The 26,480-nt window shown below is 35.2% G+C and carries 22 protein-coding genes; 9 read left to right on the top strand and 13 right to left on the bottom strand.

The features are described from left to right. Nucleotides 1-119 precede the first annotated feature (119 nt). Entirely contained in the window at nucleotides 120-776 is a 657-nt protein-coding gene (locus E0W73_RS12925; RefSeq protein ID WP_135222492.1) for an alpha/beta hydrolase, read from the bottom strand. Between the two features lie 477 nt (nucleotides 777-1,253). Between E0W73_RS12925 and E0W73_RS12920 the strand changes: the two genes are divergently transcribed. Next, on the top strand, nucleotides 1,254-1,559 hold the full coding sequence (locus tag E0W73_RS12920; protein WP_244248485.1) for a GNAT family N-acetyltransferase: 306 nt from the start codon (nucleotides 1,254-1,256) through the stop codon (nucleotides 1,557-1,559). Here the strand turns inward: E0W73_RS12920 and E0W73_RS12915 are convergent. The 5 genes from E0W73_RS12915 to E0W73_RS12895 all read right to left on the bottom strand — a co-directional run bounded on the left by E0W73_RS12915 (nucleotide 1,556) and on the right by E0W73_RS12895 (nucleotide 7,932). Next, nucleotides 1,556-2,986 (bottom strand): anion permease, encoded by a 1,431-nt coding sequence (locus tag E0W73_RS12915; protein ID WP_135222491.1) that lies wholly within the window; start codon nucleotides 2,984-2,986, stop codon nucleotides 1,556-1,558. The genes E0W73_RS12920 and E0W73_RS12915 overlap by 4 nt on opposite strands. Before the next feature lie 20 nt (nucleotides 2,987-3,006). Continuing rightward, a complete protein-coding gene (locus E0W73_RS12910; protein WP_244248484.1) occupies nucleotides 3,007-4,113 on the bottom strand; it encodes a porin in 1,107 nt (368 codons plus the stop codon). A 221-nt stretch (nucleotides 4,114-4,334) separates the two neighbouring features. Further along, the gene (locus E0W73_RS12905; RefSeq protein WP_135222489.1) at nucleotides 4,335-5,969 is read right to left on the bottom strand and encodes an ABC-F family ATP-binding cassette domain-containing protein; all 1,635 of its coding nucleotides are present in this window, start codon (nucleotides 5,967-5,969) and stop codon (nucleotides 4,335-4,337) included. Between the two features lie 209 nt (nucleotides 5,970-6,178). Beyond that, nucleotides 6,179-7,354 carry a GlmU family protein gene (locus tag E0W73_RS12900; protein WP_135222488.1) on the bottom strand — a complete coding sequence of 392 codons (1,176 nt, stop codon included), beginning with the start codon at nucleotides 7,352-7,354 and terminating at the stop codon, nucleotides 6,179-6,181. Nucleotides 7,355-7,677: 323 nt separating this feature from the next. Next, nucleotides 7,678-7,932 carry a type B 50S ribosomal protein L31 gene (locus E0W73_RS12895; RefSeq protein WP_011921626.1) on the bottom strand — a complete coding sequence of 85 codons (255 nt, stop codon included), beginning with the start codon at nucleotides 7,930-7,932 and terminating at the stop codon, nucleotides 7,678-7,680. Between the two features lie 251 nt (nucleotides 7,933-8,183). Here E0W73_RS12895 and E0W73_RS12890 point away from each other — a divergent pair, with 251 nt between their 5' ends. From E0W73_RS12890 to E0W73_RS12870, 5 genes are all read left to right on the top strand, one after another. After that, nucleotides 8,184-8,714: a DUF4199 domain-containing protein gene (locus E0W73_RS12890; protein WP_135222487.1), complete on the top strand. Its 531-nt coding sequence runs from the start codon at nucleotides 8,184-8,186 to the stop codon at nucleotides 8,712-8,714. Nucleotides 8,715-8,722: 8 nt separating this feature from the next. Further along, nucleotides 8,723-9,679, top strand: a complete 957-nt coding sequence (locus E0W73_RS12885) for a glycosyltransferase family 2 protein (RefSeq protein WP_135222486.1) — start codon at nucleotides 8,723-8,725, stop codon at nucleotides 9,677-9,679. Nucleotides 9,680-9,804: 125 nt separating this feature from the next. Then, complete coding sequence (locus E0W73_RS12880) at nucleotides 9,805-11,532, top strand: phospho-sugar mutase (protein ID WP_135222485.1); 1,728 nt, start codon at nucleotides 9,805-9,807, stop codon at nucleotides 11,530-11,532. A 222-nt stretch (nucleotides 11,533-11,754) separates the two neighbouring features. After that, nucleotides 11,755-13,584 (top strand): ABC transporter ATP-binding protein, encoded by a 1,830-nt coding sequence (locus E0W73_RS12875; protein WP_135222484.1) that lies wholly within the window; start codon nucleotides 11,755-11,757, stop codon nucleotides 13,582-13,584. 127 nt (nucleotides 13,585-13,711) lie between these two features. Then, nucleotides 13,712-14,413 (top strand): DUF2971 domain-containing protein, encoded by a 702-nt coding sequence (locus tag E0W73_RS12870; protein WP_135222483.1) that lies wholly within the window; start codon nucleotides 13,712-13,714, stop codon nucleotides 14,411-14,413. Between the two features lie 223 nt (nucleotides 14,414-14,636). Here the strand turns inward: E0W73_RS12870 and E0W73_RS12865 are convergent, their stop codons facing one another. From E0W73_RS12865 to E0W73_RS12855, 3 genes are all read right to left on the bottom strand, one after another. After that, the gene (locus E0W73_RS12865; protein ID WP_135222482.1) at nucleotides 14,637-15,356 is read right to left on the bottom strand and encodes a CREC-EF hand family protein; all 720 of its coding nucleotides are present in this window, start codon (nucleotides 15,354-15,356) and stop codon (nucleotides 14,637-14,639) included. 246 nt (nucleotides 15,357-15,602) lie between these two features. Then, complete coding sequence (locus E0W73_RS12860) at nucleotides 15,603-18,068, bottom strand: TonB-dependent receptor (RefSeq protein WP_135222481.1); 2,466 nt, start codon at nucleotides 18,066-18,068, stop codon at nucleotides 15,603-15,605. An 11-nt stretch (nucleotides 18,069-18,079) separates the two neighbouring features. Continuing rightward, nucleotides 18,080-19,762, bottom strand: coding sequence for a M23 family metallopeptidase (locus E0W73_RS12855; protein ID WP_135222480.1), 1,683 nt, complete (start codon nucleotides 19,760-19,762; stop codon nucleotides 18,080-18,082). 179 nt (nucleotides 19,763-19,941) lie between these two features. Between E0W73_RS12855 and E0W73_RS12850 the strand changes: the two genes are divergently transcribed. The 3 genes from E0W73_RS12850 to rny all read left to right on the top strand — a co-directional run bounded on the left by E0W73_RS12850 (nucleotide 19,942) and on the right by rny (nucleotide 22,298). Continuing rightward, complete coding sequence (locus E0W73_RS12850) at nucleotides 19,942-20,232, top strand: hypothetical protein (RefSeq protein ID WP_135222479.1); 291 nt, start codon at nucleotides 19,942-19,944, stop codon at nucleotides 20,230-20,232. A 4-nt stretch (nucleotides 20,233-20,236) separates the two neighbouring features. Then, nucleotides 20,237-20,530, top strand: a complete 294-nt coding sequence (locus tag E0W73_RS12845) for a cell division protein ZapA (protein WP_135222478.1) — start codon at nucleotides 20,237-20,239, stop codon at nucleotides 20,528-20,530. A gap of 208 nt (nucleotides 20,531-20,738) precedes the next feature. Further along, nucleotides 20,739-22,298 carry a ribonuclease Y gene (rny, locus tag E0W73_RS12840; RefSeq protein WP_135222477.1) on the top strand — a complete coding sequence of 520 codons (1,560 nt, stop codon included), beginning with the start codon at nucleotides 20,739-20,741 and terminating at the stop codon, nucleotides 22,296-22,298. Between the two features lie 68 nt (nucleotides 22,299-22,366). On the opposite strand, the gene E0W73_RS12835 is transcribed toward rny, so the two are convergent. From E0W73_RS12835 to E0W73_RS12820, 4 genes are all read right to left on the bottom strand, one after another. Next, nucleotides 22,367-23,887, bottom strand: a complete 1,521-nt coding sequence (locus E0W73_RS12835) for a PAS domain-containing sensor histidine kinase (protein WP_135222476.1) — start codon at nucleotides 23,885-23,887, stop codon at nucleotides 22,367-22,369. A 141-nt stretch (nucleotides 23,888-24,028) separates the two neighbouring features. After that, complete coding sequence (gene xerD, locus E0W73_RS12830) at nucleotides 24,029-24,925, bottom strand: site-specific tyrosine recombinase XerD (RefSeq protein WP_135222475.1); 897 nt, start codon at nucleotides 24,923-24,925, stop codon at nucleotides 24,029-24,031. A gap of 80 nt (nucleotides 24,926-25,005) precedes the next feature. Then, nucleotides 25,006-25,593: a porin family protein gene (locus E0W73_RS12825; protein ID WP_135222474.1), complete on the bottom strand. Its 588-nt coding sequence runs from the start codon at nucleotides 25,591-25,593 to the stop codon at nucleotides 25,006-25,008. A gap of 192 nt (nucleotides 25,594-25,785) precedes the next feature. Further along, the gene (locus E0W73_RS12820; protein ID WP_135222473.1) at nucleotides 25,786-26,301 is read right to left on the bottom strand and encodes a porin family protein; all 516 of its coding nucleotides are present in this window, start codon (nucleotides 26,299-26,301) and stop codon (nucleotides 25,786-25,788) included. Between the last annotated feature and the right edge of the window lie 179 nt (nucleotides 26,302-26,480).

The raw sequence follows: 26,480 nt of genomic DNA, 5'->3' as shown, positions 1-26,480 counted from the left end.
TCCAAAAGAGTTTGGGATTTTTAATTTTAGATTGAAGAGTTTAGAGTTTTTTTCTGAAGGCTTTCTTATAAAGTTTACTCAAATCAAGAATTGAAATTTGGAGTTTAAAAAATTGGAATTTATTCCAGTATAATAGAAGGCAAATTCTCATTCAGCCATTTATACTTATTCAAAATCATAATATGCGTTCCTCCTTTTACCAAAATGCATTTATCAATATATTTAATTGGAAAAACCTCATCTTGATCGCCGTGAATATGAATTACGTTTTCGTCAATTTTATCGCGATCCCATAAAATTACAGTTTCTACAGCCCATTGCAGATACCCCAAATCCCGAACAGCTAGAAATTTCTCGTATAATTTAATTCTTTTATTTACTTTTTCTCCAAAAGAAAACTTAGCAAGTTTTTCAATATTAAGAATTAATTGCATCGGAATGAGTTTGTAGGCTTTTGTTCTTTTTCCGATTTTCATTCGTCTCGGAAATTCAGCATTACTTCTGACACTTGATATGATGATCACCTTTCTAGCCTGTATATGTTTTGATATTTCCTGAACCAGAATTCCTCCAAATGAGACTCCAATCAAAACCGGATTTTCATGTTTGATATTTTTGCTTATTCGAAGTGCGTAATCAGACAAAGACTCTTTTGGCTTTGGAATTTCCCATTCTAAAAGACACATTTCAAATAGCGTTTCATCTAATTTTATCCTTTCAAAAATAGATGAACTTGCTGCCAGACCCGGCATAAAATAAACTGGAATTTTACTCATAGCACCAAATAAAGATTACACTTATCATTTTAACTCGTTGGGTGAAATTATTTTCAACACATAGAAACATAGTTTAACTAAACTTAAAAAAGGCGTTTCACTAGTCTAAATGCACATAGTTTAGCTATGTTTGGAAACTTGTTTCTTCCATTTTCTTTTTTCGGCACAAAAAAACTATGCTTCTATGTGTTAAAATGCTTTTATTTTTTTATTACACCCAACGAGTTATTATAAAATAAAATTACTTTTTTTTAATGCAATCTCAATCAAAATTCAGACCGTATTTATGTAATCGATTCCAAAAAAAAAACAAACTTCATGCATGCGTTCTCAAAAAAATTATTTAATATTGAAAATCAAATGATTACCTTTGTACTTGAAATGAATTATGAGTATTAAATCTTATAAAGAAATTTCTTTCATAATCATTTCGTGTCCCAAATTCACTATTTTAATATAACCTAACAACACACTACTATGGAAACTATTGAAAAAACTATGGAAATCAAAGACAACACGTTTGCGCGCCAATTTGAAACCACAGTACCCGAAGGAATGCTGGCAGTTGAATATTCATTTCAGGAAAAGAAGATTTTCTTAACCAAAATCAACACTCCTGATTCGTTCCAAAACGAAGAGAAAATCAATACTTTACTTAAAAATGTATTAGAATTAAGTTCTGAAAAAAATTACAGAGTAGTACCGATTCATCCAAAAATTGTTTTGTTTTTCAAAAAGAATCCTAAATACAAAGAATTGCTTCCTCCCGGAATCAGAATTTAGAAATCACCTATAATTCGGAGCCACAAACCTCCGATTACCATATAAATTAGAAGCATAACCAAACCGGTTACAAGCCCTTTTATCCACCAACTTTTTAGGTCTACATACCCGCTCCCGAAAAAAACGGGAGCTGGTCCGTGGCCATAATGCGTCAATGTTCCGTAAATTGACCCAATAAACCCAAGCATAAAAGCCAACAAAAGTCCCGGAATTCCAAGCGAAATACCCACACCAAGCAAAGCGGCATACATAGCGGCCACATGCGCTGTTGCACTTGCAAAAAGGTAGTGGCTGAAAAAATAGACCAAAATAATAATCGGAAAGGCCATCTGCCAACTCAAACCTCCGATTTCTGCTTTGACCAAATCACTGAACCACGCAATAAAACCAAGCTCATTAAGAGAGCTTGCCATCATGACCAAAACAGAAAACCAGACAATAGTATCCCACGCACCTTTTTCGGCTTTAACGTCATCCCATGTCAAAACCGATGTCAGCAACAAAACTACCAGTCCGATAAATGCAGTTGTCGTGGCATCTATCGAAAACAAATCTCCCGTCATCCATAAAAACAACAATATAAAAAATGTTAAGAGCATCATCCATTCGTTTCTAGTAATCGCTCCCATTTCTTTGAGTTTTTGAGAAGCAATCTGTGGTGCATCGCCTGTATTTTTTAGTTCGGGAGGATAAATTTTATAAAGCAAAAACGGAATTACGAAAAAAGCGCATAATCCGGGAACTATTGCCGCAATCGCCCAAGACATCCAAGTAATTTTTATGCCCAAATTAAGAGCAAACTTCTGGCACATCGGGTTACTAGCTGTTCCTGTTAGAAACATAGACGAGGCAATCAGATTCATATTATAACTATTGAGGGTTAAATACGAACCCAATTTCCTATGTGTTTCAGGCTGATCTGGCACAGAACCAAAACTCATTGACATTGATTTCATAATCGGGTAAATGATGCCGCCTCCCCTAGCTGTGTTGCTCGGAACTGCAGGCGCCAAGACCAAATCTGCCAAACCCAAACCATATGCCAATCCGAGCGAGCTTTTTCCGAATATTCTGATGAATAAAAACGCTATTCGATTTCCTAAACCTGTTTTAATAAATCCTCTAGCGATAAAAAAAGAAATTCCAATCAACCAGATTACTTTGTCTCCAAAACCTTTTAGCGCCAAAGTAATTGACTTTCCAGGATCTCCTGGTGCGAGAACTTGAGACAATGCGGTTAGCGCAATGGCAATCATACACATTGTCCCCATCGGTGCAGCTTTTAAAATAATCCCTAAAATGGTGGCTGTAAAAATGGCAAACAAATGCCAAGCTTCTATTTTGACACCTTCCGGAGCAGGAATAAACCAAATAGCAATACCGACACTAAGCGTGATAAGAGTTTGAGTAATTTTTACTTCTTTCATAAAAATTAAATTTAAGTTGATTAAAGTCTAAGCTGAAGCTGAATAAGAAATAATTCATCATTATAACTTGACGAATCTGGAACATTTCGCTTAAAACGGTCTATTTCAAATCCCATTTCGATTCGGCCGGTGTAAGCATTTCCAAATTCTAAACTGACCATTGGCGTATAAGTTTGCCTAACATTTGAATTGACTTTATAACTAGGGTCAAAAGTTTCGTAGCGGCACGACAATTCTAAAGCGGTCAGTTTTTTATAATTTACCACATATCTTAAATTCGGCAGAAAATAAACACCACGCATTTGATAATTAGACACCTCTCCTACTCTCTGATCTGCAGGAAGCGAGAAATAAAGATTATGATTGGTTCCTTGTTTGTATTCGATTTGAAGATCAAAGGAGAATTTATCTGTGAGTCTAAAATCACTTGTAATATCTGCTCCCAGTGCAAAAACATCTTTTTTGAAAACTTTTCCAAAACCACCGTTGAGCCCTAAATTTATTTTGTATTCTTTAGACAAACCAAAAACCCAGCGAGTTGAATATTGCTTGCCGTTATCCTTGTCCATTTCTGCATTTTTACCGTTTCCGTTTAATACTGAGACGGCATAACTCACAGGGATTTTCCCCACATCAAAAGATCCAGTTGCAGAAGCGCCAATCTGAAAACTCGTCCAGCCGTTTTTACCAAATTCATAATATTGATTGGAAAAGTCAAAAGACTTAATAATATCGACAGGAACAAGCTCTTCTATACCAAAAGCCGGACGAAACTGACCTCCTGTGAGTGCTATATATTTGTTGAAAGTATATTTTCCATAGGCATTTTCGAGAACCTTGCCTTTGGTATCCGATTTAAAATCGGCTAGATTAACCAAAATCACAACTTCTGTAGCTTCACTAAGCTTGGTATTAAGTCCAACACGCATTCTTTTTATATCAAAAGAGCTTTGTGTTACCTCGCCAGTAGCGTGATGAATTCCCAAGACATCTACATTATCCCCAAAACTTTCGAGATAACGAGCTTGCAAAAGTCCTTTTAATTGATATTGCGGATATTTTATTGCAGACTCTGCGGTAGTGCTACCATTATTTACATCACCTTGTGCCTTTAAAAAAAAGGGCATTATTAGAAAAATAAAAACAATTCTTATTAGTGGCTTGCTTACAAATTCCATAAATAAAAAATTAATTTTTTACTACTGATGCAAATCAGATTATGTTTCTGGAGAACTATAACTCATTAATATACAGACTAAAATAATAAAAATTACGATACAATGTAAAAAATAACGCACAAAAAAAGCGCAGGAGGTCGTCCTGCGCTTTATAGCTATCTTACGCTATATTATTTTTCGATTTCTCTCATAGAATCCATTTTCTTGTGCGCAAGGAAACCAGCAACGTCTTCAAAATGTTCTTTTACGCGTTTGTTTCCAAATTCAAAAACCTTGGTTGCTAATCCATCCAAGAAATCACGATCGTGCGATACAAGAATCAAAGTTCCGTCAAAATCTCGCAAGGCGTCCTTTATGATATCTTTAGTCTTCATATCCAAGTGATTCGAAGGCTCATCTAGAATTAATAAATTTACAGGTTCCAACAACAATTTAATCATTGCCAAACGTGTTTTTTCACCACCAGAAAGCACCTTTACCTTTTTGGTAATATCGTCTCCTTGAAACATGAAAGCCCCTAAAATATTTTTAATCTGCGTTCTGATATCTCCAACCGCAATACCGTCTATTGTTTCAAATATGGTAGCATTTTCGTCTAATAAGGCCGCTTGGTTTTGGGCAAAATACCCAATCTGCGCATTATGTCCGATTTCTACACTTCCTGAATCAACGCCGATTTCTTTCATGATCGCTTTGATCATAGTCGATTTTCCTTCACCATTTTTCCCTACAAAAGCAACTTTCTGGCCACGCTCGATCACGATATTTGCGTCTTTAAAAACCACATGATCGCCATACGCTTTAGACATTTCTTTTACAATAACAGGATACTGCCCTGAACGCGGCGCTGGCGGAAATTTTAAACGTAATGCAGAAGTATCCACTTCATCAACTTGAACAATTTCTAACTTTTCAAGCATTTTGACACGAGACTGAACGGCATCAGTTTTAGAAAATGTTCCTTTAAAACGTTCGATAAAAGCACGATTCTCGGCGATCATTTTCTGTTGCTCATCATAAGCTTTCTGCTGATGAATACGACGGTCTTTTCTCAATTCTAAGTAATGAGAATATTTCGCTTTATAATCGTAAATCCTTCCCATTGTAACTTCGATCGTACGATTCGTAATATTATCTACAAACGCCCTGTCGTGCGAAATTACTACAACCGCTTTTGCCTGATTTAGCAAAAACTCCTCTAGCCATTGAATACTCTCGATATCCATATGGTTGGTCGGCTCGTCTAGCAGAATCAAATCTGGTTTTTGCAATAGGATTTTTGCCAATTCGATTCGCATTCTCCACCCACCCGAAAATTCAGAAGTTTGTCGTGTAAAATCTTCACGCTCAAAACCAAGACCTACTAAGATTTTCTCAACTTCAGCTTCGTAATTCACCTCTTCAATCGCGTAAAATTTCTCGCTCAAGTCTGAAACTCTTTCGATTAATTTCATGTAATCGTCGCTTTCATAATCGGTGCGCACGGTCAACTGCTCGTTGATTTCGTCGATTTCAGCTTTCATTTTAAAAATTTCACTAAAAGCTTTTGACGCTTCTTCCATTACTGTTGCCCCATCTTCAGTCAGCAAGTGTTGAGGCAGATAGGCGATAACCGCTTCTTTTGGAGCCGAAATATTTCCTGTCGAAGGCTTATTAACTCCCGCAATAATTTTTAAGAGTGTCGATTTCCCTGCACCATTTTTACCCATAAGGGCAATTTTATCATTCTCGTTTATCGCGAAAGAAACATCGCTGAAAAGTGTAGTTCCTCCAAACTGAACCGAAATATCGTTAACTGTAATCATTTAGATTTTAGATTTTTAAAATGCATTGTTTTTTGAAGCTGCAAAGATAGTTTAATTAGATAATTAGTCAATTAGATAATTTGAAAATTAGATAATTTGGAAATTAGACAATGGGATAATTACTTCCAAAGAACACAAAACCCGACAGTTTTAAAAAAACTGTCGGGTCTACAAAAATTATCTAATTTTCAAATTGACTAATTATCTAATTAATCTTTTCTCCATTTTTTTGTTTCTTCAAAAATATGTTCTAAAATCGCCGCTTCTGTTTCGTCAAACTCAATATTTCTTCGAGACATTACTAGACGTGCAGTTTCAAAAGCTTTTTTGGTTACATAAGTTGTAAAACCTGTTGCACCACCCCAAGAAAAACTAGGAACAAAATTACGCGGAAATCCAGATCCAAAAATATTGGCGCTCACCCCGACAACCGTTCCTGTATTAAACATAGTGTTGATACCGCATTTGCTGTGATCACCCATCATTAAGCCGCAGAACTGAAGTCCGGTCTTAGCAAATCCTTCCGTTTCGTAGCTCCATAGCTTAACTTCTTCGTAGTTATTTTTTAGATTCGAATTATTAGAATCGGCACCGATATTGCACCATTCCCCTAAAACAGAATCTCCCAAAAACCCTTCATGTCCTTTATTAGAATTAGCAAAAAGAACTGAGTTTTTAACCTCTCCCCCTATCCTAGATCCCGGGCCGACAGTTGTGGCACCATATACCTTGGCAGACATTTTTACCATAGCATTTTCGCATAAGGCAAATGGTCCACGAATTACAGTTCCTTCCATAATTTCGGTATTCTTGCCAATATATATAGGACCTGTACACGCGTTTAAAGTCACAAACTCCAATTTTGCTCCTTCCTCGATAAAAATATTTTCAGGTGCGATCACATTTACGCTTTTCGGAATTGGCTGTGATTTTCGATCTGCTGTCAAATAATCAAAATCGGCACGGATTGCAGCATCGTTTTTAGAAAAAATATCCCAAGTATGTTCGATTGTAAGGCAGTCTTCATTATAGGAAAGAATTTCGTAAGAATCAAAATCGACTTCTTCCTGATTTTCATTAGCAAAAAAAGCAATTACATCTTCTCCTTTAAAAATAGCTTGATTTTCTTTCAATTCAGAAATCATCTCTACAAGCGTATCATTTGGCAGATAAGCTGCGTTGATCATTACATTTTCTTCCATTTCTACCATCGGATATTTTTCAGACAGATATTCTTCGGTTATGGTTGTAATGGTAGATCCCAGACGCATTTCCCATTTTTGGCGAATAGTCGTAATTCCGACCAAAATATCGGCTACGGGTCTTGTAAAAGTAAATGGTAATAAAGCATTCCGAACGGGACCGTCGAAAAGAATGTAGTTCATAAATAATTGAGTGTTTGTTAAAATTTGATTTGGTTACCTAGCTCCAAAGTTACAAATATTTATACGTTACATGAGTCATTTTTATATGTAAATAGCCACGAATTCACAAATTTTTAAATAACTCTTACTCTTAGTTCATCTAAATTAAGATTATTTGGCAAACCTAATACGCCTAATTTTTCAATCACCGAGAAAAATACAACCAGTGGTTGAAACCATGGGCTATATTAAAATCAGCCCCCTTTCCTTTCTAATTATCAAAAATCGATGCATAAAAAAAGCCTTCCAGAATTGGAAGGCTTTCGTATAATTTAAAACAGCTATTATTTTTTAGCGTGTTTTGCATATTTAGTTTTGAATTTATCAATACGTCCTGCAGTATCGATAAGTTTAGATTTACCAGTATAGAAAGGGTGAGATGTTCTAGAAATCTCCATTTTTACAACTGGATACTCAACTCCGTCAACTTCAATTGTTTCTTTTGTATCTGCAGTAGATTTAGTGATAAAAACGTCATCATTAGACATGTCTTTAAATGCAACTAATCTGTAATTTTCTGGGTGAATTCCTTTTTTCATCTTTTCTTTATATTTATTGTTTGGAGCATTTTTATTTTGAAGCTTTTTCGTGATTAGAAAAAGGTGTAAACAAATGATACTCTTTTTGTTTAAAAATTTTTTAATTATTTTTGAGTGTGCAAATTTACAATTCTTTTTTAATAATCAAATCTTTAGTTCACTTTTTTTTAGATAAATTCAAAAAGCATTTTATACCTGTGTAAGGTCGGAATTGCTATATTTGTGGATTAATTTTAAAACATATAGAAAATATGATTAATGAAGTTATAAAAAAGAACGGTATCAATTATGGTGTAATGATTGGAGTTGCATCTGCATTAATAACTGCAACCATTTATGCAGTAGACCTTAGTTTATTCACCGCTTGGTGGATGGGCCTTTTAGGAATAGCAATAAGCATTACAATTTCTATTATCTTATTGTCTAAAACAAAAAAAGAATTAAAAGGCATTTTTCCTTTTAAAGAAGCTTTTACCACTTATTTTATAGCTGCTGTAATTGGCATCTTAATATCTACAGCATTTAACATTATCTTATTTAACGTAATCGATCCGGGAGCAAAAGAAACATTAAACGAATTAATGATTAAATATACTGTCGGAATGATGCAGAAATTCGGAACTCCGGCATCTGCCATCAATGAAACTATCGCAAAAATGAAAGCCAGCAGTCCGTATTCTACAATTGAGCTTCTAAAAGGCTCTGTATTTGCAATTGTTTTCAGCGCTATTTTCGGATTAATTTTCGCAGCATTTTTTAAGAGCAAAACTACTCAAGAATAAAAACATAAATGAATTTATCTATACTTATACCGCTTCTAAACGAGGAGGAATCACTGCAGGAACTCTACACATGGATTATTAAAGTGTTGCAGTCTAACAATTATTCTTATGAAATCATTTTTGTAGATGATGGAAGTACAGATAATTCCTGGGCAATCATTGAAGGTTTTTCAAATGAGAATCCGAATGTAAAAGGCATTCGTTTCATGAAAAATTTCGGAAAATCACAAGCCCTTCACGCTGGTTTTGCCAAAGCAAAAGGCGATGTTATTATTACTATGGATGCCGACCTACAAGACAGTCCCGACGAAATTCCGGAATTGTACGAAATGATTACGGCGCAAAAATACGACCTGGTTTCGGGCTGGAAAAAGAAACGTTATGATTCTGTCGTAGCCAAAAACCTGCCTTCCAAATTATTTAATTGGGCGGCCAGAAAAACCTCGGGAGTTGAACTAAATGATTTTAACTGTGGCCTAAAAGCCTACAAAAATGTTGTTGTAAAAAACATTGAAGTTTCTGGCGAAATGCACCGTTACATTCCGGTTCTCGCAAAAAATGCTGGATTTGGAAAAATAGGCGAAAAAGTAGTTATTCATCAAGCCAGAAAATACGGCGAAACCAAATTCGGAATGGAACGCTTTATCAACGGATTTCTCGACCTTATTACCATTTGGTTTTTGTCGCGATTCGGAAAAAGACCCATGCACTTATTTGGCGCCATTGGATCGATTATGTTTATCATCGGATTTTTGTCTGCCGGATATATTGGGATTTCAAAACTGTACCATTTGTATAACGGAATGAAATATTCTTTGGTAACAAACAATCCGTGGTTTTACATTGCCTTGACCACAATGATTTTGGGAACACAATTGTTTTTAGCTGGATTTTTAGGCGAAATCATTTTAAGAACAAAACACAACGAAGAACGTTATAAAATAGCCCGAGAAGTTAATTTTTAATAAACTCGATTTGCCAACGCCTATTTTTAGTTGACCAATATTAATTGAGATACAAAAATATTGCTTACAGCACCTCTGAGCCTCGAAAAAAACCTATTTTTAAACAAACATAAAACGAAATTTAAATGAATATTGCTCCTAATATATTAGATGCTGTAAACGAATGGCTAACGCCGACATTTGACCAAGAAACACAAGCCGCGGTTAAAGAATTAATGACAACCTCGCCAAAAGAACTCGAAGAGAGTTTTTACAAAAACCTTGAATTTGGTACCGGCGGTATGCGAGGCGTAATGGGAATTGGCAACAATCGAATCAACAAATACACGCTGGGCAAAAACACACAAGGATTATCTGATTATCTGCATAAAGTTTTTCCAGACCAACCTTTAAAAGTTGCTATCGCTTATGATTGCCGTCATAACAGCAACACTTTAGCAAAAGTGGTAGCTGATGTTTTTTCAGCAAACGGAATTCAGGTTTATTTATTCTCGGACTTAAGACCTACCCCAGAGTTATCTTTTGCGCTGAAATACTTAAAATGCCAGTGCGGAATTGTTCTGACTGCTTCTCATAATCCACCTGAATATAACGGCTACAAAGTTTACTGGCAAGATGGTGGACAGATTGTTCCGCCGCAAGACAAAGAAATTGTCAATGTGATTGAAAGTTTGAGCTACGACAAAATCAAATTCAACGCAAACGAAAGCTTAATTCAGTATATTGATACAGAAATTGACAAAGCGTTCGTAAAATCATCTATAGAAAACGCAAGTTTTAATACTCCGGCAGAAGCAAAAGACAATCTTCATATTGTTTTTACTTCGCTGCACGGAACTTCTATAAAATCTATTCCGGATACTTTATCGCAAGCCGGATACAAAAACGTACATATTGTACCCGAACAAGCTATTCCAGACGGAGATTTCCCAACTGTAAAATCTCCAAACCCAGAAGAGCCAGAAGCTCTAACAATGGCTTTGGCTCTGGCAGACAAAACAAATTCTGATATTGTTGTAGGTACAGACCCTGACTGTGATCGTTTAGGTGTAGCGGTTAGAAATAACGACGGCAAAATGATTTTGCTTAACGGAAACCAGACAATGGTCCTGATGACTTCTTTCTTATTGAAACAATGGAAAAAAGCGGGCAAACTTAACGGAAAACAGTTCGTGGGATCAACGATTGTTTCAACCCCGATGATGATGGAATTGGCATCAAGTTATGGTATTGAATGCAAAGTAGGATTAACAGGATTCAAATGGATCGCCAAAATGATTGTAGACTTCCCAGAACTTGAGTTTATTGGAGGAGGCGAAGAAAGTTTTGGTTTTATGGTTGGCGACGCTGTACGCGATAAAGATGCTGTTGCTGCGACTTTATTAATCTGCGAAGTAGCAGCTCAAGCCAAAGCCGCAGGAAGTTCTGTTTATAAAGAACTATTACAATTGTACGTTGAAAATGGTTTTTACAAAGAGCATTTGGTTTCTTTAACTAAAAAAGGAATGGAAGGCTTGGCAGAAATCAATCAAATGATGATTAATCTTCGTGAAAATCCGCTAAAGGAAATCAATGGAGAAAGAGTAGTTATGGTTGAAGACTACCAATCGTCAATTGCTTTGAATTTATTAACTGGCGAAGAATCGACAATGGATATGCCTAAATCGAACGTTTTGATCTATTATACTGCAGATGGCTCTAAAATCTGTGCAAGACCAAGCGGAACGGAACCTAAAATTAAATTCTATATCAGCGTAAATGCCGAAATTGAATCGGTCTTGGATTTTGAGGAAGCAGAAAGTTTCTTAGATCAAAAAATACAGAATATCATTGCCGATATGCAACTTAATTAAGAAAACAAAACACCTTTACAATTGTGCATACAAAACAGGCACAATGAACAAAACCAATATTTTAGACTCTGATTTGTATTGTCGCAATGCAAATCAGAGTTTTTTTTATAAAAAAAAGCAAAAAGAAATTGAAAACACCTCAATTGGATTAATTTTGTGCGATAAAATAAACTACAAAACCGAATACTCGAAAGAGTCTAGAAATCAATATCAAAAAAATAAATGAGTAATTTCAAAAAAATAGTTCCTTTTATATACCCATATAAAAAATACGCATTCTTAAACATCTTTTTTAATGTTTTATATGCCTTGTTCAGCACCCTTTCGTTTATGTCGTTGATCCCTATGATTCAGGTATTATTTGACCAAACCAAACGAAATACTGAAAAACCGATTTACGAGGGACTTCTTAAAATTAAAACATACGGAGAAGATTATCTAAGTTATTTTGTAACCACGACAACTGACACATATGGTGTTGGCTACACATTGTCTATAATGGTTGCGGGAATTATTTCGATTTTTCTTCTTAAAAACTTGGTTGACTATCTTGCCATGTTTTTCATCAATTTCTTAAGAAACGGAATATTGAGAGATATGCGTAATGCGATGTACAAAAAGACATTAGAGCTTCCTTTGGCTTTCTATTCAGAAAAAAGAAAAGGAGATATCATTTCAAGAATTTCTGCGGACGTAAACGAAGTTCAAACTTCTTTTTTGGCAATACTCGAACTAATTGTAAAAGAACCTTTAACGATAGTTTTTACCATAATCGCCATGCTGATCATCAGTCCGAAACTGACTTTGTTTGTATTTATTTTCATTCCGGTTTCAGGTTATATCATTTCGCTGATCGGAAAACAGCTTAAAAAGCAGTCATCAAAAGCACAGCAGGAACAAGGTTTATTCTTATCGACAATAGAAGAAACTATCGGAGGATTAAAAGTAGTAAAAGGCTATAATGCTGAAAATTACTTCAACACCCTTTTTCAAGGTTCTACGGATCGTTTTTTCAAATTATCAAACAGTATCGGAAACCGCCAGAATCTTGCCTCACCAGCGAGTGAGTTTATGGGAATTACCGTAATTGCCATTTTGCTTTGGTATGGAGGCCAAATGGTTTTAATAGATAAAACGCTCGACGGCGCTTCTTTTATTGCGTATATGGGATTAGCATATAACATTTTGACTCCGGCAAAAGCAATTTCTAAGGCTTCGTATGGAGTAAAAAGAGGAAATGCAGCCGCAGAACGAGTTTTGGAAATATTAGAACAGGAAAATCCTATTGCTGACAAAGAAAAGGCGTTAGAAAAAGAGTCTTTTGATCAGGACATTTCTATTGAAAACATCAACTTTAGATATGAGGAAGAAACCATCCTAAAAGATTTTTCACTTAAAATTAAAAAAGGACAAACCGTTGCTTTGGTCGGACAATCTGGAAGCGGAAAAAGCACAATTGCCAATTTATTGACCCGTTTTTATGATGTGAATGAAGGAGTAATTGCGATGGACGGCATCAACATTAAAGATATGACATTGCATTCGCTTCGTGGCTTGATGGGATTGGTGACTCAGGACAGTATTTTGTTTAATGACACTATTAAAGCCAATATTGCATTAGGAAAATTAGATGCTACTGACGACGAAATTATTGAAGCCTTAAAAATCGCTAATGCTTATGAATTTGTAAAAGATCTACCAAATGGAATTTACACCAACATCGGTGACAGCGGAAACAAACTTTCGGGCGGACAGCAACAACGTTTATCAATCGCCAGAGCGGTACTAAAAAACCCACCGATCATGATTTTGGACGAAGCAACTTCTAATCTAGATACCGAAAGCGAAAAATATGTTCAGGTTGCTTTAGAAAACATGATGCAAAATAGGACCTCTATCGTAATTGCGCACCGATTGTCAACAATTCAAAAGGCCGATGTAATCGTGGTAATGCAAAAAGGACGCATTGTAGAGCAAGGAACTCACGAAGAACTTATTGCCCACAACGGCATGTACAACAAACTGGTGACTATGCAGTCTTTTGAATCTTAAGACAATAACGACACTCATAAAAAAGAACACAGATTAAGGAATGATTAAAACTAATTTTAACGTCTTTACTCTGTGTTTATTTTTTTAACTTTAGGCAAGTAACGATTGCAATCATTAGTGCCTTAAAATGTATCTTCATAACTCAAACATAAAGCTTCCTGATGATCCAGACACTATAGTCTGGAAATACTTAGATTTATCTAAATTCTTGGATTTACTGCTTTCGAAAAAACTTTTCATGTCAAGATCCGACAAATTTGAAGATCAGTACGAAGGCACTTTCAGCGAACCAACTTACGAAGAGATTAAAAAACTTGCAATCGATAATCCTGACTTTTTGCAATACTACAAAACACAACGAGAACAAGTCGCTGTAAGCAGCTGGCACATTAACGAATATGAATCGTATGCAATGTGGCAGATTTTTACTCAAAACAGTGAGGGAATAGCCATTCAATCTACAATTAGCCGATTGCAAAAAGCTGTAAAACCTGAAAACAATTTTGACCAATATATAGGCGAAGTCAATTATATCGATTACAAAAAAGAATATATCCCGTTTGACGATTTATTTTTTCCATTCTTATTCAAACGAAAAAGTTTTCAGTACGAGCGCGAAGTCCGCATTTTAACCGATACCTCCAAAAGCAATATAAAACTAAATGACGGAATAAAAATCAATGTCGATCTAAGCCAGTTGATTGAAAAGATATACATACATCCAAAATCGGAAAACTGGTATAAAAAACTGGTTATAGAACTTGTAGAACGCCTAGGATTCGATTTTGAAATAGAAAAATCAGACTTAGAAAGTGACATATTGATTTAAAGGTTCTGAGATGCTAAGATACTGAGGCGCTGCGTCTTTTTTCTTGCCACAGATTAAAAAGATTAAATTGATTTCTTTCTGCAGCGAAATAAGAAAGGCGTATAGAAAAATTAAATTTTTCCATACGCCTTCTATATTTTATAAAAGAATTCAAAAAAGATCTTTATAATAATCTGTAGCAAAATCCCTTAGAATCTTAGCATCTTAGGACCTTAGTTACTTTTTAAATAGGTTTATAAGGCTTAACCTCCCATTTTTTAGACGCCAAATCTATATAATTATAATGCAATACATCATTTTTATCAAACTGACCGTTTTGGTTGGTATCTTCAATAGTCCTGAAATACAAACGATTTTTAGATTCAATCAAATTCCAATCTACCAGTTCTTCTAAGTCAGCAGAAACCTTAGTGAAGTTTTCACCACTAATATCGCTTAAGTATAATGTTTTGATATCGCTAGTATCTATTTTGCCATCTTTATTTGTATCAGAATCTGTCAAGGTATAAACCATAACTTTGTTCTGAGTTTTGTCTGCCACTGTTTTTAGATAAGTAGCTGTAAGAATCAAGATTGGCTTGTCTGACAAAGGACGAATCGAATCTGAATCGATTTGCTGAAATTTTAAATTCTGCAGGTAACCTGTTATTTCGTATTCTCCTAAATTAGAAATTGTAAAACTCACATCGTTAACACTCGAAGAGCCATAACGTGCTTTTGATCCTCTTTCAAAAACCCTTAAATCCCCAACTGGATGAATCAAATAATTGGTTCCTTCCATTTGAATTGGCAAATCAGCAATTTCAATCTGAGTTGTATCTGTTTTGGCAACACTCACTTTATTTGAGGCGCCATAGCTTACTTTTGGTTTTTGAACTTCTTCACGACAGCTAATCGCTGTGGTAATAATGACTACGGCTATATATTTAAAATACTTTTTCATCTGCAATGATTCTATTCAATTATCAAATATACTATTTTTGATTGTAATTTCTGTTTTTATTGAATTTTACTAGAGCGAATAAATTTAGAAATGCCAAACCTAAATAGCCCACAAACAGAATCCAGTTCTTTTTAAACAAAGTGATATTGCGTTCTAATTATGCTTTTCGTTCCTTTTCTAGCAAAAGAACTAGAGAAATCATTCCCGGAACGTAAAAAAATCTTTTTCCTTTTTGTCGCTTTTCAATTATAGCCTCGCATTCAATTTTATATTAAAAACCCTAGAAGTCATATAATTCGGAATTGCGTATTGATTTTTAGAATACACATCGCGCACCCAAGTATTCGTAATCGCATTTTGATTATTGAAAACATTAAAAATCTCCACACCAAGCGACAATTCTCGAAATTTTTTCAACCAACCTGTTTTTTCAGATTTAGCATTTTCGTCAATAAATACCTTAGCAAATCCAATATCCGCACGACGATAATCCTTAAGACGATTTTGATACAAATAAGGATCAGAATAAGACGGCGAGCCTCCCGGAAGACCTGTATTATAAACCAGATTCAAATATACTTTTACACTAGGTATATTCGGCATATAATCCTGAAACAGCATCGCAAATTTCAATCGCTGATCTGTCGGTCTGGCAATGTAGCCTTTGTTTTCGTAATTTTCCTCTGTTTTTAAATATCCAAAACTCACCCAAGATTCTGTTCCGGGTACAAATTCGCCATTGAGCCTAAAGTCTAAACCTTGTGCGTAGGCTTTAGCATTATTATCTGCAGCATACCTAATTCTAACATTATCAATCGAATAAACATTTACATCAGAAAGCGATTTATAATAAATTTCAGTCACCCATTTAAATGAGCGGTTCCACATCTTAAAATTATAATCATTCCCCAGAACGATATTCACAGATTGCTGTGCTTTTACATTCGGATTGACTTCGCCTTCCAAATCTCTAAGTTCTCTATAAAATGGAGGCTGATAGTACAATCCGGCCGAAATCCTAAAAATCATATCTTTATCCCAGTCAGGTTTAATGGAAAACTGAGCACGCGGACTAACAACAGCTTGAGTTTTTCCTTGTTCTGAAGCACCAGCTACGTTCCACGCCTGAAAACGGGCACCCAAAGTGTACCAAACCTGACTTGAACCCATCAACATTTGTTTGTTCCATTGTGCATACCCCGAAAAACGATTTATGGTATTAAAATTAGTTGCTCTTACATTTTGATAAGGCGTAATCGGACCAGTATAAGGCTGATAAGGCTCGTTATTTTTAGGAAGAATAACAATTGGAGGATTGATAGAAAACCCAGCAGAATCTATTACCTCCCACTCTACAACCCGATCGCGAATAGATTCACGTGTATATTTTAGTCCGAACTCCAGCTGGCTTTCTTTCCAGTCTTTAAAACCTTTAAATTCAATATTTGCGATTAGAGCATCCAGATCATTTCTGGCGTGATTCAGTTGCGAACCAATTCCGCGAGTAAATTCTACATCTTCAATTGTCGTGTCTGGGTCGGCATTTGCATTTCCGAGACGATATCTTGCAAGAATATCGAAGTGTTCTTTTTCTGTAGTATGAAATAAAGACCCAATTAATTTGACATTAAAACTCGGCGAAATTTTGTAGGTGGTTTTTAAAGCGCCGAAATAAGTATCGTATTGATCTTTTTCCTGTCCCTGATAATAAATGCCTAAAACCATTGGCTGATCTGCGGTTCCGAATCGGGTTTCGCGTGTAAGAGGCTGGTATAAATATTTGTTTTGAGAAATATTTCCAAGAAAACTCAACTGCCATTTATCAGAAACATCATAATTAATGTTCGTTTGAACATCGGCAAAAGTAGGCGTATAATTGGTCTGTGTATCTTGGCTATTCACCAAAAGACTGTTGTTCCGGTAACGAACTCCAGTAACAGCCGACCACTTCTTGTTTTTGGAGACCAAATCTACAGAAGCGCTTCCGCCAAGAAAACTGACTTCAAAAGAAGCTCCAAAACGAATTGGCTTTCTATAAGTAATATCCAAAACAGATGACAGCTTATCGCCATATTTGGCCTGAAAACCTCCCGCAGAAAAATCTACATTCTGCACCAAATCGGTATTGGTAAAACTAAGTCCCTCCTGCTGTCCAGAACGAATCAGAAACGGACGATAAACTTCTACCTCATTAACATAAACCAGATTTTCATCGTAATTACCGCCACGAACCATGTACTGCGTACTTAATTCGTTATTTGAATTGACTCCCGGAAGCGTTTTTAAGATATTTTCGATTCCGGCATTGGCTCCTGGAACTTTTTTTATTGTATTTTGATCAATAGTAGTAATTCCCTGAACACGTTTTTTATTTTTAGAAGAAACAAAAACCTCTCCCATTTGTTCCTGAGAATTATTCATTACAGGATTAAAAATAAAAATCTCTCCAGGTTTAAGGCTCATTGTAAGACTCATCATTTTTAACGATACGTGCGTAAAAATTAATGAGATTTTTTTGTTTGAAGGGACTTCGATTTCAAAATAACCATTCGAATTAGACTGAATTGTTATTCCCGAAGAAGACACATTTACATTTGCAACAGCATGCTTTTCTTCATCTAAAATTACACCTTTTATGTAAGCTTTTTGAGCAGACAAAACAGCGCTAAAACATAAAAAGAAAAAAGCGAATATTAATTTATTGAAATTCAAATATTTGGATTTTATTTTTTTTGACTTCTAAAAAAACGAGTTTCAAAGATAGCAGTATTTCCTACATTATCAACAACTTCTATTTTTAAATCATTTTCACCCTCATTCAGCAGGGCATCATCAAAAACATGCGTAATCCTTCTGGCTTTGTTTTCATATTCAAACAAAACCCAGTTTCCGTTAATATAACCATTATACGATTTTATGCCAGAAAGAGAGTCACCAATAGTAAAATCAATTTTCTTTTGATCGCTGATCCATTTGCCTTCAATTGGTTTTGCGATTTTTATAACTGGCGAAATCGTGTCTAGCACTAAACCGTAAGTGCCCAATATTTTTGATTTTGCTGTAAAAACATCCCCTTTTCTAATGGTTCCGTAAAAACTGGTGCCTTTTGCAATATAAACTTTGTCCCTCAGAGATTCCGGATACAGCGTATCTTTTATCGTAATCGTAAAATTGGAATGAACAGGAACGGTATCATCATGAATATAAATTTTTCTGTTTTTTACATCAAAATTCAGATTAAAATCATCGTAAAAAGTGCCCGCTGGAAAAAACACAGACATATTGTCTTTTTCGAAATTATAATCCTTATTGACTTTTATAAAATATTTTGAATCTACCGGAGTGGCTTCAACAATTGGAGCAGACGCATCAAACTCAATCGGAATCGTGATTGAATTCTGATTTCCAAAATAATCAGAAACTTCAATTTTATAAGTCGCAGCCAAATTAGGTTCTGCCTTTATAATACCGCGAAGAGAATCAGTTTTGATGATGCTCAAAGCAAATGGCGTTTTCATAAAAAGTTTCTGTACGCGCTGTCCTGTCTTTTTGTAACGCGGATAATCAATCAAGGCGTTGATGTAGCGCATTTCGTCAAACGAATAGGTGTTAAACTGATAATTGTAATTCTGAGCGCCGTTTAAAAAAGTCGAAACATTAAATACGCCGTTTTTATTATGCGAAACATCATCGGTATCTACAGCATTAATTCCGAAACCGATTTTTCCGTTTGTTTTTACCTTTCCTGCCAGAAAAGTGCCGTCTTTCTGAAGTGCCATGTTTACAAGCAGAGGTTGTCTTGACTGATTGACGGTTGCATTATCAAGAGGATATACATACAAACTCGAAATTGTCGGCTTTTTGGTATCTTTTATATTTTGATCAAAACCGAAAAACATAGGATTGATTACAAACTCGGTTTTGGTATCCCTAAATTCAAAATGCAGATGCGGACCTTCAGACGAGCCTGTATTGCCAGAAAGCGCAATCAGTTGCCCTTTGGTAACTGGCAATTCATCTGGTTTTGGAAACACTTCGATTTCGTACGCTTTTGCTCTGTAATGTTCTTTTTTGACATACTCCTGAACAGCGCCAACTGTAGTCTGCAAATGCCCGTAAACAGATGTATAGCCGTTAGGATGCGTGATATAAATACACTTTCCGTTTCCGAAAGTCGAAATTTTGATTCTCGAGATATATCCGTCGGCAACAGCGTAAACGTTAAGACCTTCGCGCTGATTGGTTTTTAAATCAAAGCCAGCATGAAAATGATTGGGCCTAAGCTCACCGAAATTACCTGAAAGCTGCATCGGAGTATCTAGTGGAGGTCTGAAATAATCTTTAGGATATTGCGTTTGAGCAAAAATAAAATTAGAAAACAAAAGGGCAAGTACAGGAATTCTCATAAGCAACATTTTTGCTAAGATAAAAAATTAACAGGGTAAAACCGAGGATTAATCAATAAAAATACAATTAATTGAATTTCATCGGTTTGCTTATTTTTAATGTAAAAAAATCGATAAATAATTGCATTAATAAAAAGGAATACTAACTTTGTAGGATTAAGTAATGAATAGGATTTATAATGAGTGTAATTGCCGAAATAATTGATGCTCTTGAATATAAAGTCGAAAAGCTTTTTGAAAAATCAAAAAGTTTGGAGAAAAACAATCAGGTATTACAATTAGAATTAGCCAAAGCCGTGCAAATTATCCAGAAACAATCTGAAGAAATGGAGGCTTTGAAAAAGCAATATGAGACACTTAAGATAGCCAATTCGTTGCTCGGCAGCGACAATAACAAGAGAGAGACAAAGCTTAAAATAAATTCATTAATTCGCGAAATTGATTACTGTATAGCACAATTATCTGATTAGAAACATGGACGGAAAGCTTAGAATTAAAATATCAATTGCCGACCGCGTTTATCCATTAACGGTTGAACCTGCTCAGGAAGAAGGCCTTAGAAGCGCTTCAAAAAAAATTGATGCTATGATTAAGCAGTTTGAAGAAAACTATGCCGTACGTGACAAACAAGATGTACTGGCTATGTGCGCGTTGCAATTTGCATCGCAAGCAGAACAAAAACAAATTGATTACGCAATCGATGGCGAGGAAACTATTGAAAGAATTAAGAGACTAAATACGCTTTTAGATCAATATCTCGAAAAATAACGTTCTTTACAAGAAACTAAGATACTGCCTACATTAGTTCACAATTGGTAAACTCAACACTAACAATTTAGAATGAGCGAATCGTCGCTACTATAGTATGCCCTGCTCCGGCTGGGAAACTTGAACAGTGAGTTAGCTCAAAACTTGTCTTTACGAGTTTATTCAAGCAATTAATGTAGGCTTTTTTTATATATAAACCCTAATAAACATGGACATCATAACGATCATTATTGGTATTGTAGGTATTGCGGCAGGTTTTGCAATAGCTAAAATTATCGAGAAAAGTAATATTTCGAACCTAATTAAAAACGCTAAAAAAGAGGCCGCTTCTATTTTAAAAGACGCTAATTTAGAAGCAGAAAATATTAAAAAAGACAAAATTCTTCAGGCTAAAGAGCGTTTTATAGAACTAAAATCTGAACACGAACAAGTGATTCTGGCTCGCGATAAAAAAGTAGCAGAGGTAGAAAAAAGAGTGCGTGACAAAGAATCTCAAGTTTCTAATGAACTTTCAAAAGCAAAAAAAATAAACGACGATTTTGAAGCTAAAACAGCTGAATACAACAATAAAATCGAGCTTTTAGATAAAAAACAAGCTGAAGTTGACAAATTACACAAAAGTCAGCTGCAACAACTTGAAGTAATTTCAGGACTTTCTGCAGAAGAAGCTAAGGAGCAATTGGTCGAAGGATTAAAAGCCGAAGCCAAAAGCAAAGCAATGTCTCATATACAGGAAACCATTGAAGAAGCTAAACTTACTGCACAGCAGGAAGCTAAAAAAATCATCATCAACACTATTCAAAGAGTTGGAACTGAAGAAGCGGTGGAGAACTGCGTTTCTGTGTTCAACATCGAATCTGATGACGTAAAAGGCCGTATTATTGGTCGTGAAGGACGTAATATTAGAGCACTTGAAGCTGCGACGGGAGTTGAGATTATTGTAGACGATACGCCAGAAGCGATTATTCTTTCTTGTTTTGATCCTGTTCGTAGAGAAATTGCTCGTTTGTCTTTACATAAATTAGTAACCGACGGACGTATTCACCCAGCAAGAATCGAGGAAGTTGTTGCTAAAACAGCAAAACAAATTGATGACGAGATAATCGAAGTCGGAAAACGTACTGTAATCGACCTAGGTATTCACGGCTTACACCCAGAATTAATCAAAGTTGTGGGTAGAATGAAATACCGTTCTTCTTACGGACAAAACCTATTACAGCACTCAAGAGAAGTTTCTAAACTTTGTGGTATTATGGCTGCTGAATTAGGCCTAAATGTAAAGCTGGCAAAAAGAGCAGGTTTGCTTCACGATATCGGAAAAGTGCCAGATACTGAAAGCGATTTGCCACACGCCTTATTGGGTATGCAGTGGGCTGAGAAATATGGTGAAAAAGACGAAGTCTGCAACGCTATTGGAGCACACCACGATGAGATTGAAATGAAATCACTTCTTTCTCCAATTGTTCAGGTTTGTGATGCCATTTCTGGAGCAAGACCAGGAGCGAGACGCCAAGTGCTAGACTCTTATATTCAGCGTTTAAAAGATCTTGAAGATGTTGCTTACGGATTCAGCGGTGTAAAAAATGCTTATGCTATCCAAGCGGGTAGAGAGCTTCGTGTAATTGTAGAAAGCGAAAAAGTTTCTGATGACAACGCCGCTAACTTATCGTTTGAGATTTCTCAGAAAATCCAAACAGAAATGACTTATCCAGGTCAAGTAAAAGTTACAGTTATTAGAGAAACCAGAGCTGTTAATATTGCTAAGTAATCTCTTAGGATACATAAAAAACAAAGGCCGTCGATTGACGGCCTTTGTTTTTTATCCTTATTTTAACCTTACATATCATTAAAAACGATTTTAAAACTCGTTCCTACCCCAACTTCGCTTTCCACCAAAACGGTTCCTTTCATTGCTTCTATTTGATTTCTTGTAATATACAATCCGATACCGCGTGCTTCTTCGTGTTTATGAAACGTTTTATACATTCCGAACAACAAATCGCCGTACATTTTAAGATCAATCCCAAGTCCGTTATCTGTGATTTTAAGCGATTTGAATCCTTCGGGTTCAATTGCAAAATCAAAAACAATTACAGGATCACGATCTGGATGTGCATATTTAATGGCATTTGTAGTAAAATTCAGCAACACACTTTCCATATAAGCCGGATTAAAATTAACAGTCAAATATTTCGGAACGTTATTAACAATCGTCACTTTACGCTGTTTGTCATACCCTTTGATGGTCGAAATCGTTTTTTCAATATACTCGCTTAATAATAAGGGAGCGACTGCAATATCTATATTACTCTGTGTTTTTACAATCTGTGTGAGATTAGAGATAGTTTCATTCAAATCATTCGAAACTGTCCTCAAGTGTTCCAGCATTTCTGCGATGGTTTTCTTATCTACGTCGGCATCAATAAAATCTAAAATCGATTTTATGTTTCCTGCCTGCGTGTTAAGATTGTGCGAAACAATATGCGAGAAATTCAGCAAACGACTATTTTGATCACTGTATAACTTCATTGTTTTTAAAAGTTCGAGCTCTTTTTCTTTCTGAATAGACACATCGGTATGCGTACCAATTACACGTAAGGGTTTTCCGTTTTCATCGCGTTTGATTACTTTGCCGCGATCCAAAATCCATTTGTAATTACCGCTAGAAGTCATTACGCGATGATAATTCTCGTAATACGGAATCTTATTGTCGAAATGTTCCTGGATATCTGAATAATACTTTGGAAGATCCTCTGGATGCACAATTTTGTCCCATCGTTCTGGATTGTCAAAAATATCTGCAGATTCTAATTCTAAGATTTTCAGCGAAAGCGAAGAATAAAAGACGGTATTTGTTGTCATATCCCAGTCCCAAACCCCAACTGTAGAAGCCTCAAGTGCAAACTGAAAACGTTCTTCGGAAATACGTAGTTTTTCCTCTTTATCTTTTAAATCTGTAATATCAGAAATATGCCCAAAAAAGCTCACTCTATTATCTGGTGACATTTCAGTCTTGGCGGAAACCTTAAACCAACGAAGTCCTTTTTTAGGAAGAAAAGCTCTAAATTCGATTTCCCACGGAATTATTTCTTTACGTGACTTTACTAAAGATCGAAAGAACTCTTCTCGATCCTGAGGAAAAATTCTTTCGTAGATTATAAACTTAATATCGTCTGTGAATTCTTTTACAGAAAGTTCAAATATGTCGTCAACAGACTTGCTGACTAAAGGAAAAGTATATTTATGGTCACTATCAATTACAAATTGAAAAAGCAAATCTGGCATTTCGGCAAACAATTTCCTATAGAAATTATTCATCTCTAAGCAATCATCGTTACTGGGCAAATCAAAAATCATATATTGCTATTTAAGTAAATAATACAAAAAACGAATCTGTATAATAACGCTGAAAAATTTACTTATTTTGTTTTCTTGTTCTAAAATTCTAAGACCAAGGTATCAATTTTTGACTTAAAAAACATCTTTTTAGTAAGAAAATTATTTCCTTGGATGATAAGAATACATTACTTCTTTTAAAAAGCTTCGATCCAAATGCACATAAATTTCTGTTGTAGTGATTGATTCATGTCCCAGCATGAGCTGAATTGACCTTAAATCTGCTCCATTTTCCAACAAATGGGTAGCAAAAGAATGGCGGAGCGTGTGTGGACTTATCTTTTTTTTAAGTCCGATCTTTACTGCCAAATCTTTTATGATGGTAAAAATCATTGCACGTGTCAGCTGCCCCCCTCGTCTATTTAGGAAAACGGTATCCTCGCAGCCTTTTTTAATATTTAATTTAGTTCTGATTTCTGTTTGGTAAATCTCGATATACCGTTGCGCAAATTTCCCTACGGGAACAAAACGCTCTTTATTTCCTTTTCCTGTAATTTTGACGAAACCTTCTTCAAAAAACAAATCCGAAATTCTAAGAGCAACCAATTCAGAAACTCGAAGTCCGCAACCGTATAACGTTTCGATTATCGCTCTATTTCTTTCGCCTTCATTAGAACTGAGGTCTATCGCCGCAATCAAGGCGTCAATTTCTTCAACCGATAAGGTGTCTGGCAATTTACGACCTGTTTTGGGCGTTTCTATTAATTCGAGCGGGTTATCGTTTCGATAATCTTCAAAAACCAGATAGTTAAAAAAACTCTTTAATCCTGAGATAATTCTGGCTTGAGATCTTGCATTTACTTCTTTTGAAACCGAATAAATAAAATCTTGTACCGTTTCGTCTTTAATTTTTATGGGAGAAACATCAATCTGATTGTTTTCTAAAAACAAACACAAACGTTCGATATCAAAACTGTAGTTTTCGATGGTATTTTTAGACAAACCCCTTTCGATACGCAGATACGATTGATAATCTTTGATGTAATTATTCCATTTCATAGTTGCAAAGTAAAACATTTTCGAGCATAAAAAAACCTTCTCTGGAATTGAGAAGGTTTTAAAATATTTTAAAATTCAGATTAGAATTTATAAGCAAAAGACAATGCTAAAACACTATTTTTTACACTGTCGTAGTAGTCACCTTCATCTTCAATATCTGCATTATCAGAAAGTGGAGACAAACCAATAGTGTAACGAAGATTAATAGAGATATTTTCTGTAAAATGATATCCTGCTCCTAAATTGAAACCGAAATCAACAGTTTTAAAACCATCCTTAACATCTTCTCCATCAGCTTTCGCAGACAACAAAACCCCTAACTGAGGACCAGCTTCAACGCTGAATTTATCTACGATGTAATATTTAGCCAATACAGGAATATTTAGGTAGTTTGTTTTTACATCAAAATCCCCTAAAAATCCACCACCGTCAATTTTAGTTCCTTGAGCAGAAAATAAAAGCTCTGGCTGGATAGCTAATTTTTCAATAACTTTAATTTCTGCAAAACCTCCAACGTGGAAACCAACCAAAGCTTTAGTATTATCTCGGGCATCTCCACCAGACCAATTTGAAAGGTTAAGACCTCCTTTTACTCCAAAACTTGTTTGTTGCGCATTCGCAAAGCTAAATGTCATTACTGCAATAGCAGCTAAAAAAATTTTCTTCATGGTATTTGTTTTCGTTAAATTTTAATTTTCACTATTCAAATATAAATATATTCTTCATAAAAACGTATTTGGAATTTAACAAAAAAAATAGTAATAAGCGACTAAATTGTTAAATAGTGTTTTAAAACTTTTACAATAAAAAAACCTTCCTCAAAAAGAGGAAGGCTTAGAAAAAAAATCAACTAAATAATATTAGAAGTGTAATGCGAATCCAATGTTTAATTGGAAAACATCTTTTCCATAATCTTCGTTCATAGAAATATTGTAACGAAGTCCTGGTTCAATAGAAATATTTTTTCCAACAAACCAAGCATAACCTCCTTGTAAACCTACGTAAGAAGGATTTTCATCCGCATCTTTAATACTTGCTCCTGTGTAAGAAGCTTCAAGAGGAAATTTATTTAATAAATAATATTTCGCACCAACTTTGTAAGAGAACGCATTTACACTATGTCCCAAGTCAGTATAACCTAAACCAGCTTTTACAGCTAAATTATCAGCCACAAAGTATCCACCTTCAGCGCCTAATCCCCATTGTGTTTCTCCATCGGAAGACTCTAAGTGAAAACTTGTGTTAGCTAATTTTTCTGCTCCAATGCCAAAACCAGTATTAGCCTCAATTAACCATTTCCCTTTTGCTGTTTGTTCTTGTGCATTAGCAAAACCGAAAGCCATTACTGCAATTGCAGTTAAAAAAATTTTTTTCATGATTACATTTTTTTTTAATTATTGGCTCAAAACTAAGATTAGGCTTACAAAAAATAGTGCACAAGAAGTTTAAAAAACAATAAAATAAGGTAGAAAAAACACATCTAAAAAGAATCCTGAAAATCAGCGCAGTACCAATAAAATCATATCCTAAATACTCAAAAAACTTAGTTTAGTGG

Origin of the sequence: Flavobacterium foetidum, from assembly GCF_004634245.1 — a bacterium.
Lineage (GTDB): Bacteria > Bacteroidota > Bacteroidia > Flavobacteriales > Flavobacteriaceae > Flavobacterium > Flavobacterium foetidum.
The sequence above is the reverse complement of the archived record's forward strand: the minus strand, read 5'-3'. Positions and strand labels throughout refer to the sequence as shown.

Coding starts and splice junctions, on each gene's coding strand:
- E0W73_RS12875 (WP_135222484.1), top strand. CDS start 11,755: ATGAGTAATTTCAAAAAAATAGTTCCTTTTATATACCCATATAAAAAA.
- E0W73_RS12885 (WP_135222486.1), top strand. CDS start 8,723: ATGAATTTATCTATACTTATACCGCTTCTAAACGAGGAGGAATCACTG.
- E0W73_RS12835 (WP_135222476.1), bottom strand. CDS start 23,887: ATGATTTTTGATTTGCCCAGTAACGATGATTGCTTAGAGATGAATAAT.
- E0W73_RS12870 (WP_135222483.1), top strand. CDS start 13,712: ATGTATCTTCATAACTCAAACATAAAGCTTCCTGATGATCCAGACACT.
- E0W73_RS12880 (WP_135222485.1), top strand. CDS start 9,805: ATGAATATTGCTCCTAATATATTAGATGCTGTAAACGAATGGCTAACG.
- E0W73_RS12890 (WP_135222487.1), top strand. CDS start 8,184: ATGATTAATGAAGTTATAAAAAAGAACGGTATCAATTATGGTGTAATG.
- rny (WP_135222477.1), top strand. CDS start 20,739: ATGGACATCATAACGATCATTATTGGTATTGTAGGTATTGCGGCAGGT.
- E0W73_RS12925 (WP_135222492.1), bottom strand. CDS start 776: ATGAGTAAAATTCCAGTTTATTTTATGCCGGGTCTGGCAGCAAGTTCA.
- E0W73_RS12920 (WP_244248485.1), top strand. CDS start 1,254: ATGGAAACTATTGAAAAAACTATGGAAATCAAAGACAACACGTTTGCG.
- xerD (WP_135222475.1), bottom strand. CDS start 24,925: ATGAAATGGAATAATTACATCAAAGATTATCAATCGTATCTGCGTATC.
- E0W73_RS12850 (WP_135222479.1), top strand. CDS start 19,942: ATGAGTGTAATTGCCGAAATAATTGATGCTCTTGAATATAAAGTCGAA.
- E0W73_RS12855 (WP_135222480.1), bottom strand. CDS start 19,762: ATGAGAATTCCTGTACTTGCCCTTTTGTTTTCTAATTTTATTTTTGCT.
- E0W73_RS12915 (WP_135222491.1), bottom strand. CDS start 2,986: ATGAAAGAAGTAAAAATTACTCAAACTCTTATCACGCTTAGTGTCGGT.
- E0W73_RS12845 (WP_135222478.1), top strand. CDS start 20,237: ATGGACGGAAAGCTTAGAATTAAAATATCAATTGCCGACCGCGTTTAT.
- E0W73_RS12910 (WP_244248484.1), bottom strand. CDS start 4,113: ATGCCCTTTTTTTTAAAGGCACAAGGTGATGTAAATAATGGTAGCACT.
- E0W73_RS12865 (WP_135222482.1), bottom strand. CDS start 15,356: ATGAAAAAGTATTTTAAATATATAGCCGTAGTCATTATTACCACAGCG.
- E0W73_RS12905 (WP_135222489.1), bottom strand. CDS start 5,969: ATGATTACAGTTAACGATATTTCGGTTCAGTTTGGAGGAACTACACTT.
- E0W73_RS12895 (WP_011921626.1), bottom strand. CDS start 7,932: ATGAAAAAAGGAATTCACCCAGAAAATTACAGATTAGTTGCATTTAAA.
- E0W73_RS12900 (WP_135222488.1), bottom strand. CDS start 7,354: ATGAACTACATTCTTTTCGACGGTCCCGTTCGGAATGCTTTATTACCA.
- E0W73_RS12820 (WP_135222473.1), bottom strand. CDS start 26,301: ATGAAAAAAATTTTTTTAACTGCAATTGCAGTAATGGCTTTCGGTTTT.
- E0W73_RS12825 (WP_135222474.1), bottom strand. CDS start 25,593: ATGAAGAAAATTTTTTTAGCTGCTATTGCAGTAATGACATTTAGCTTT.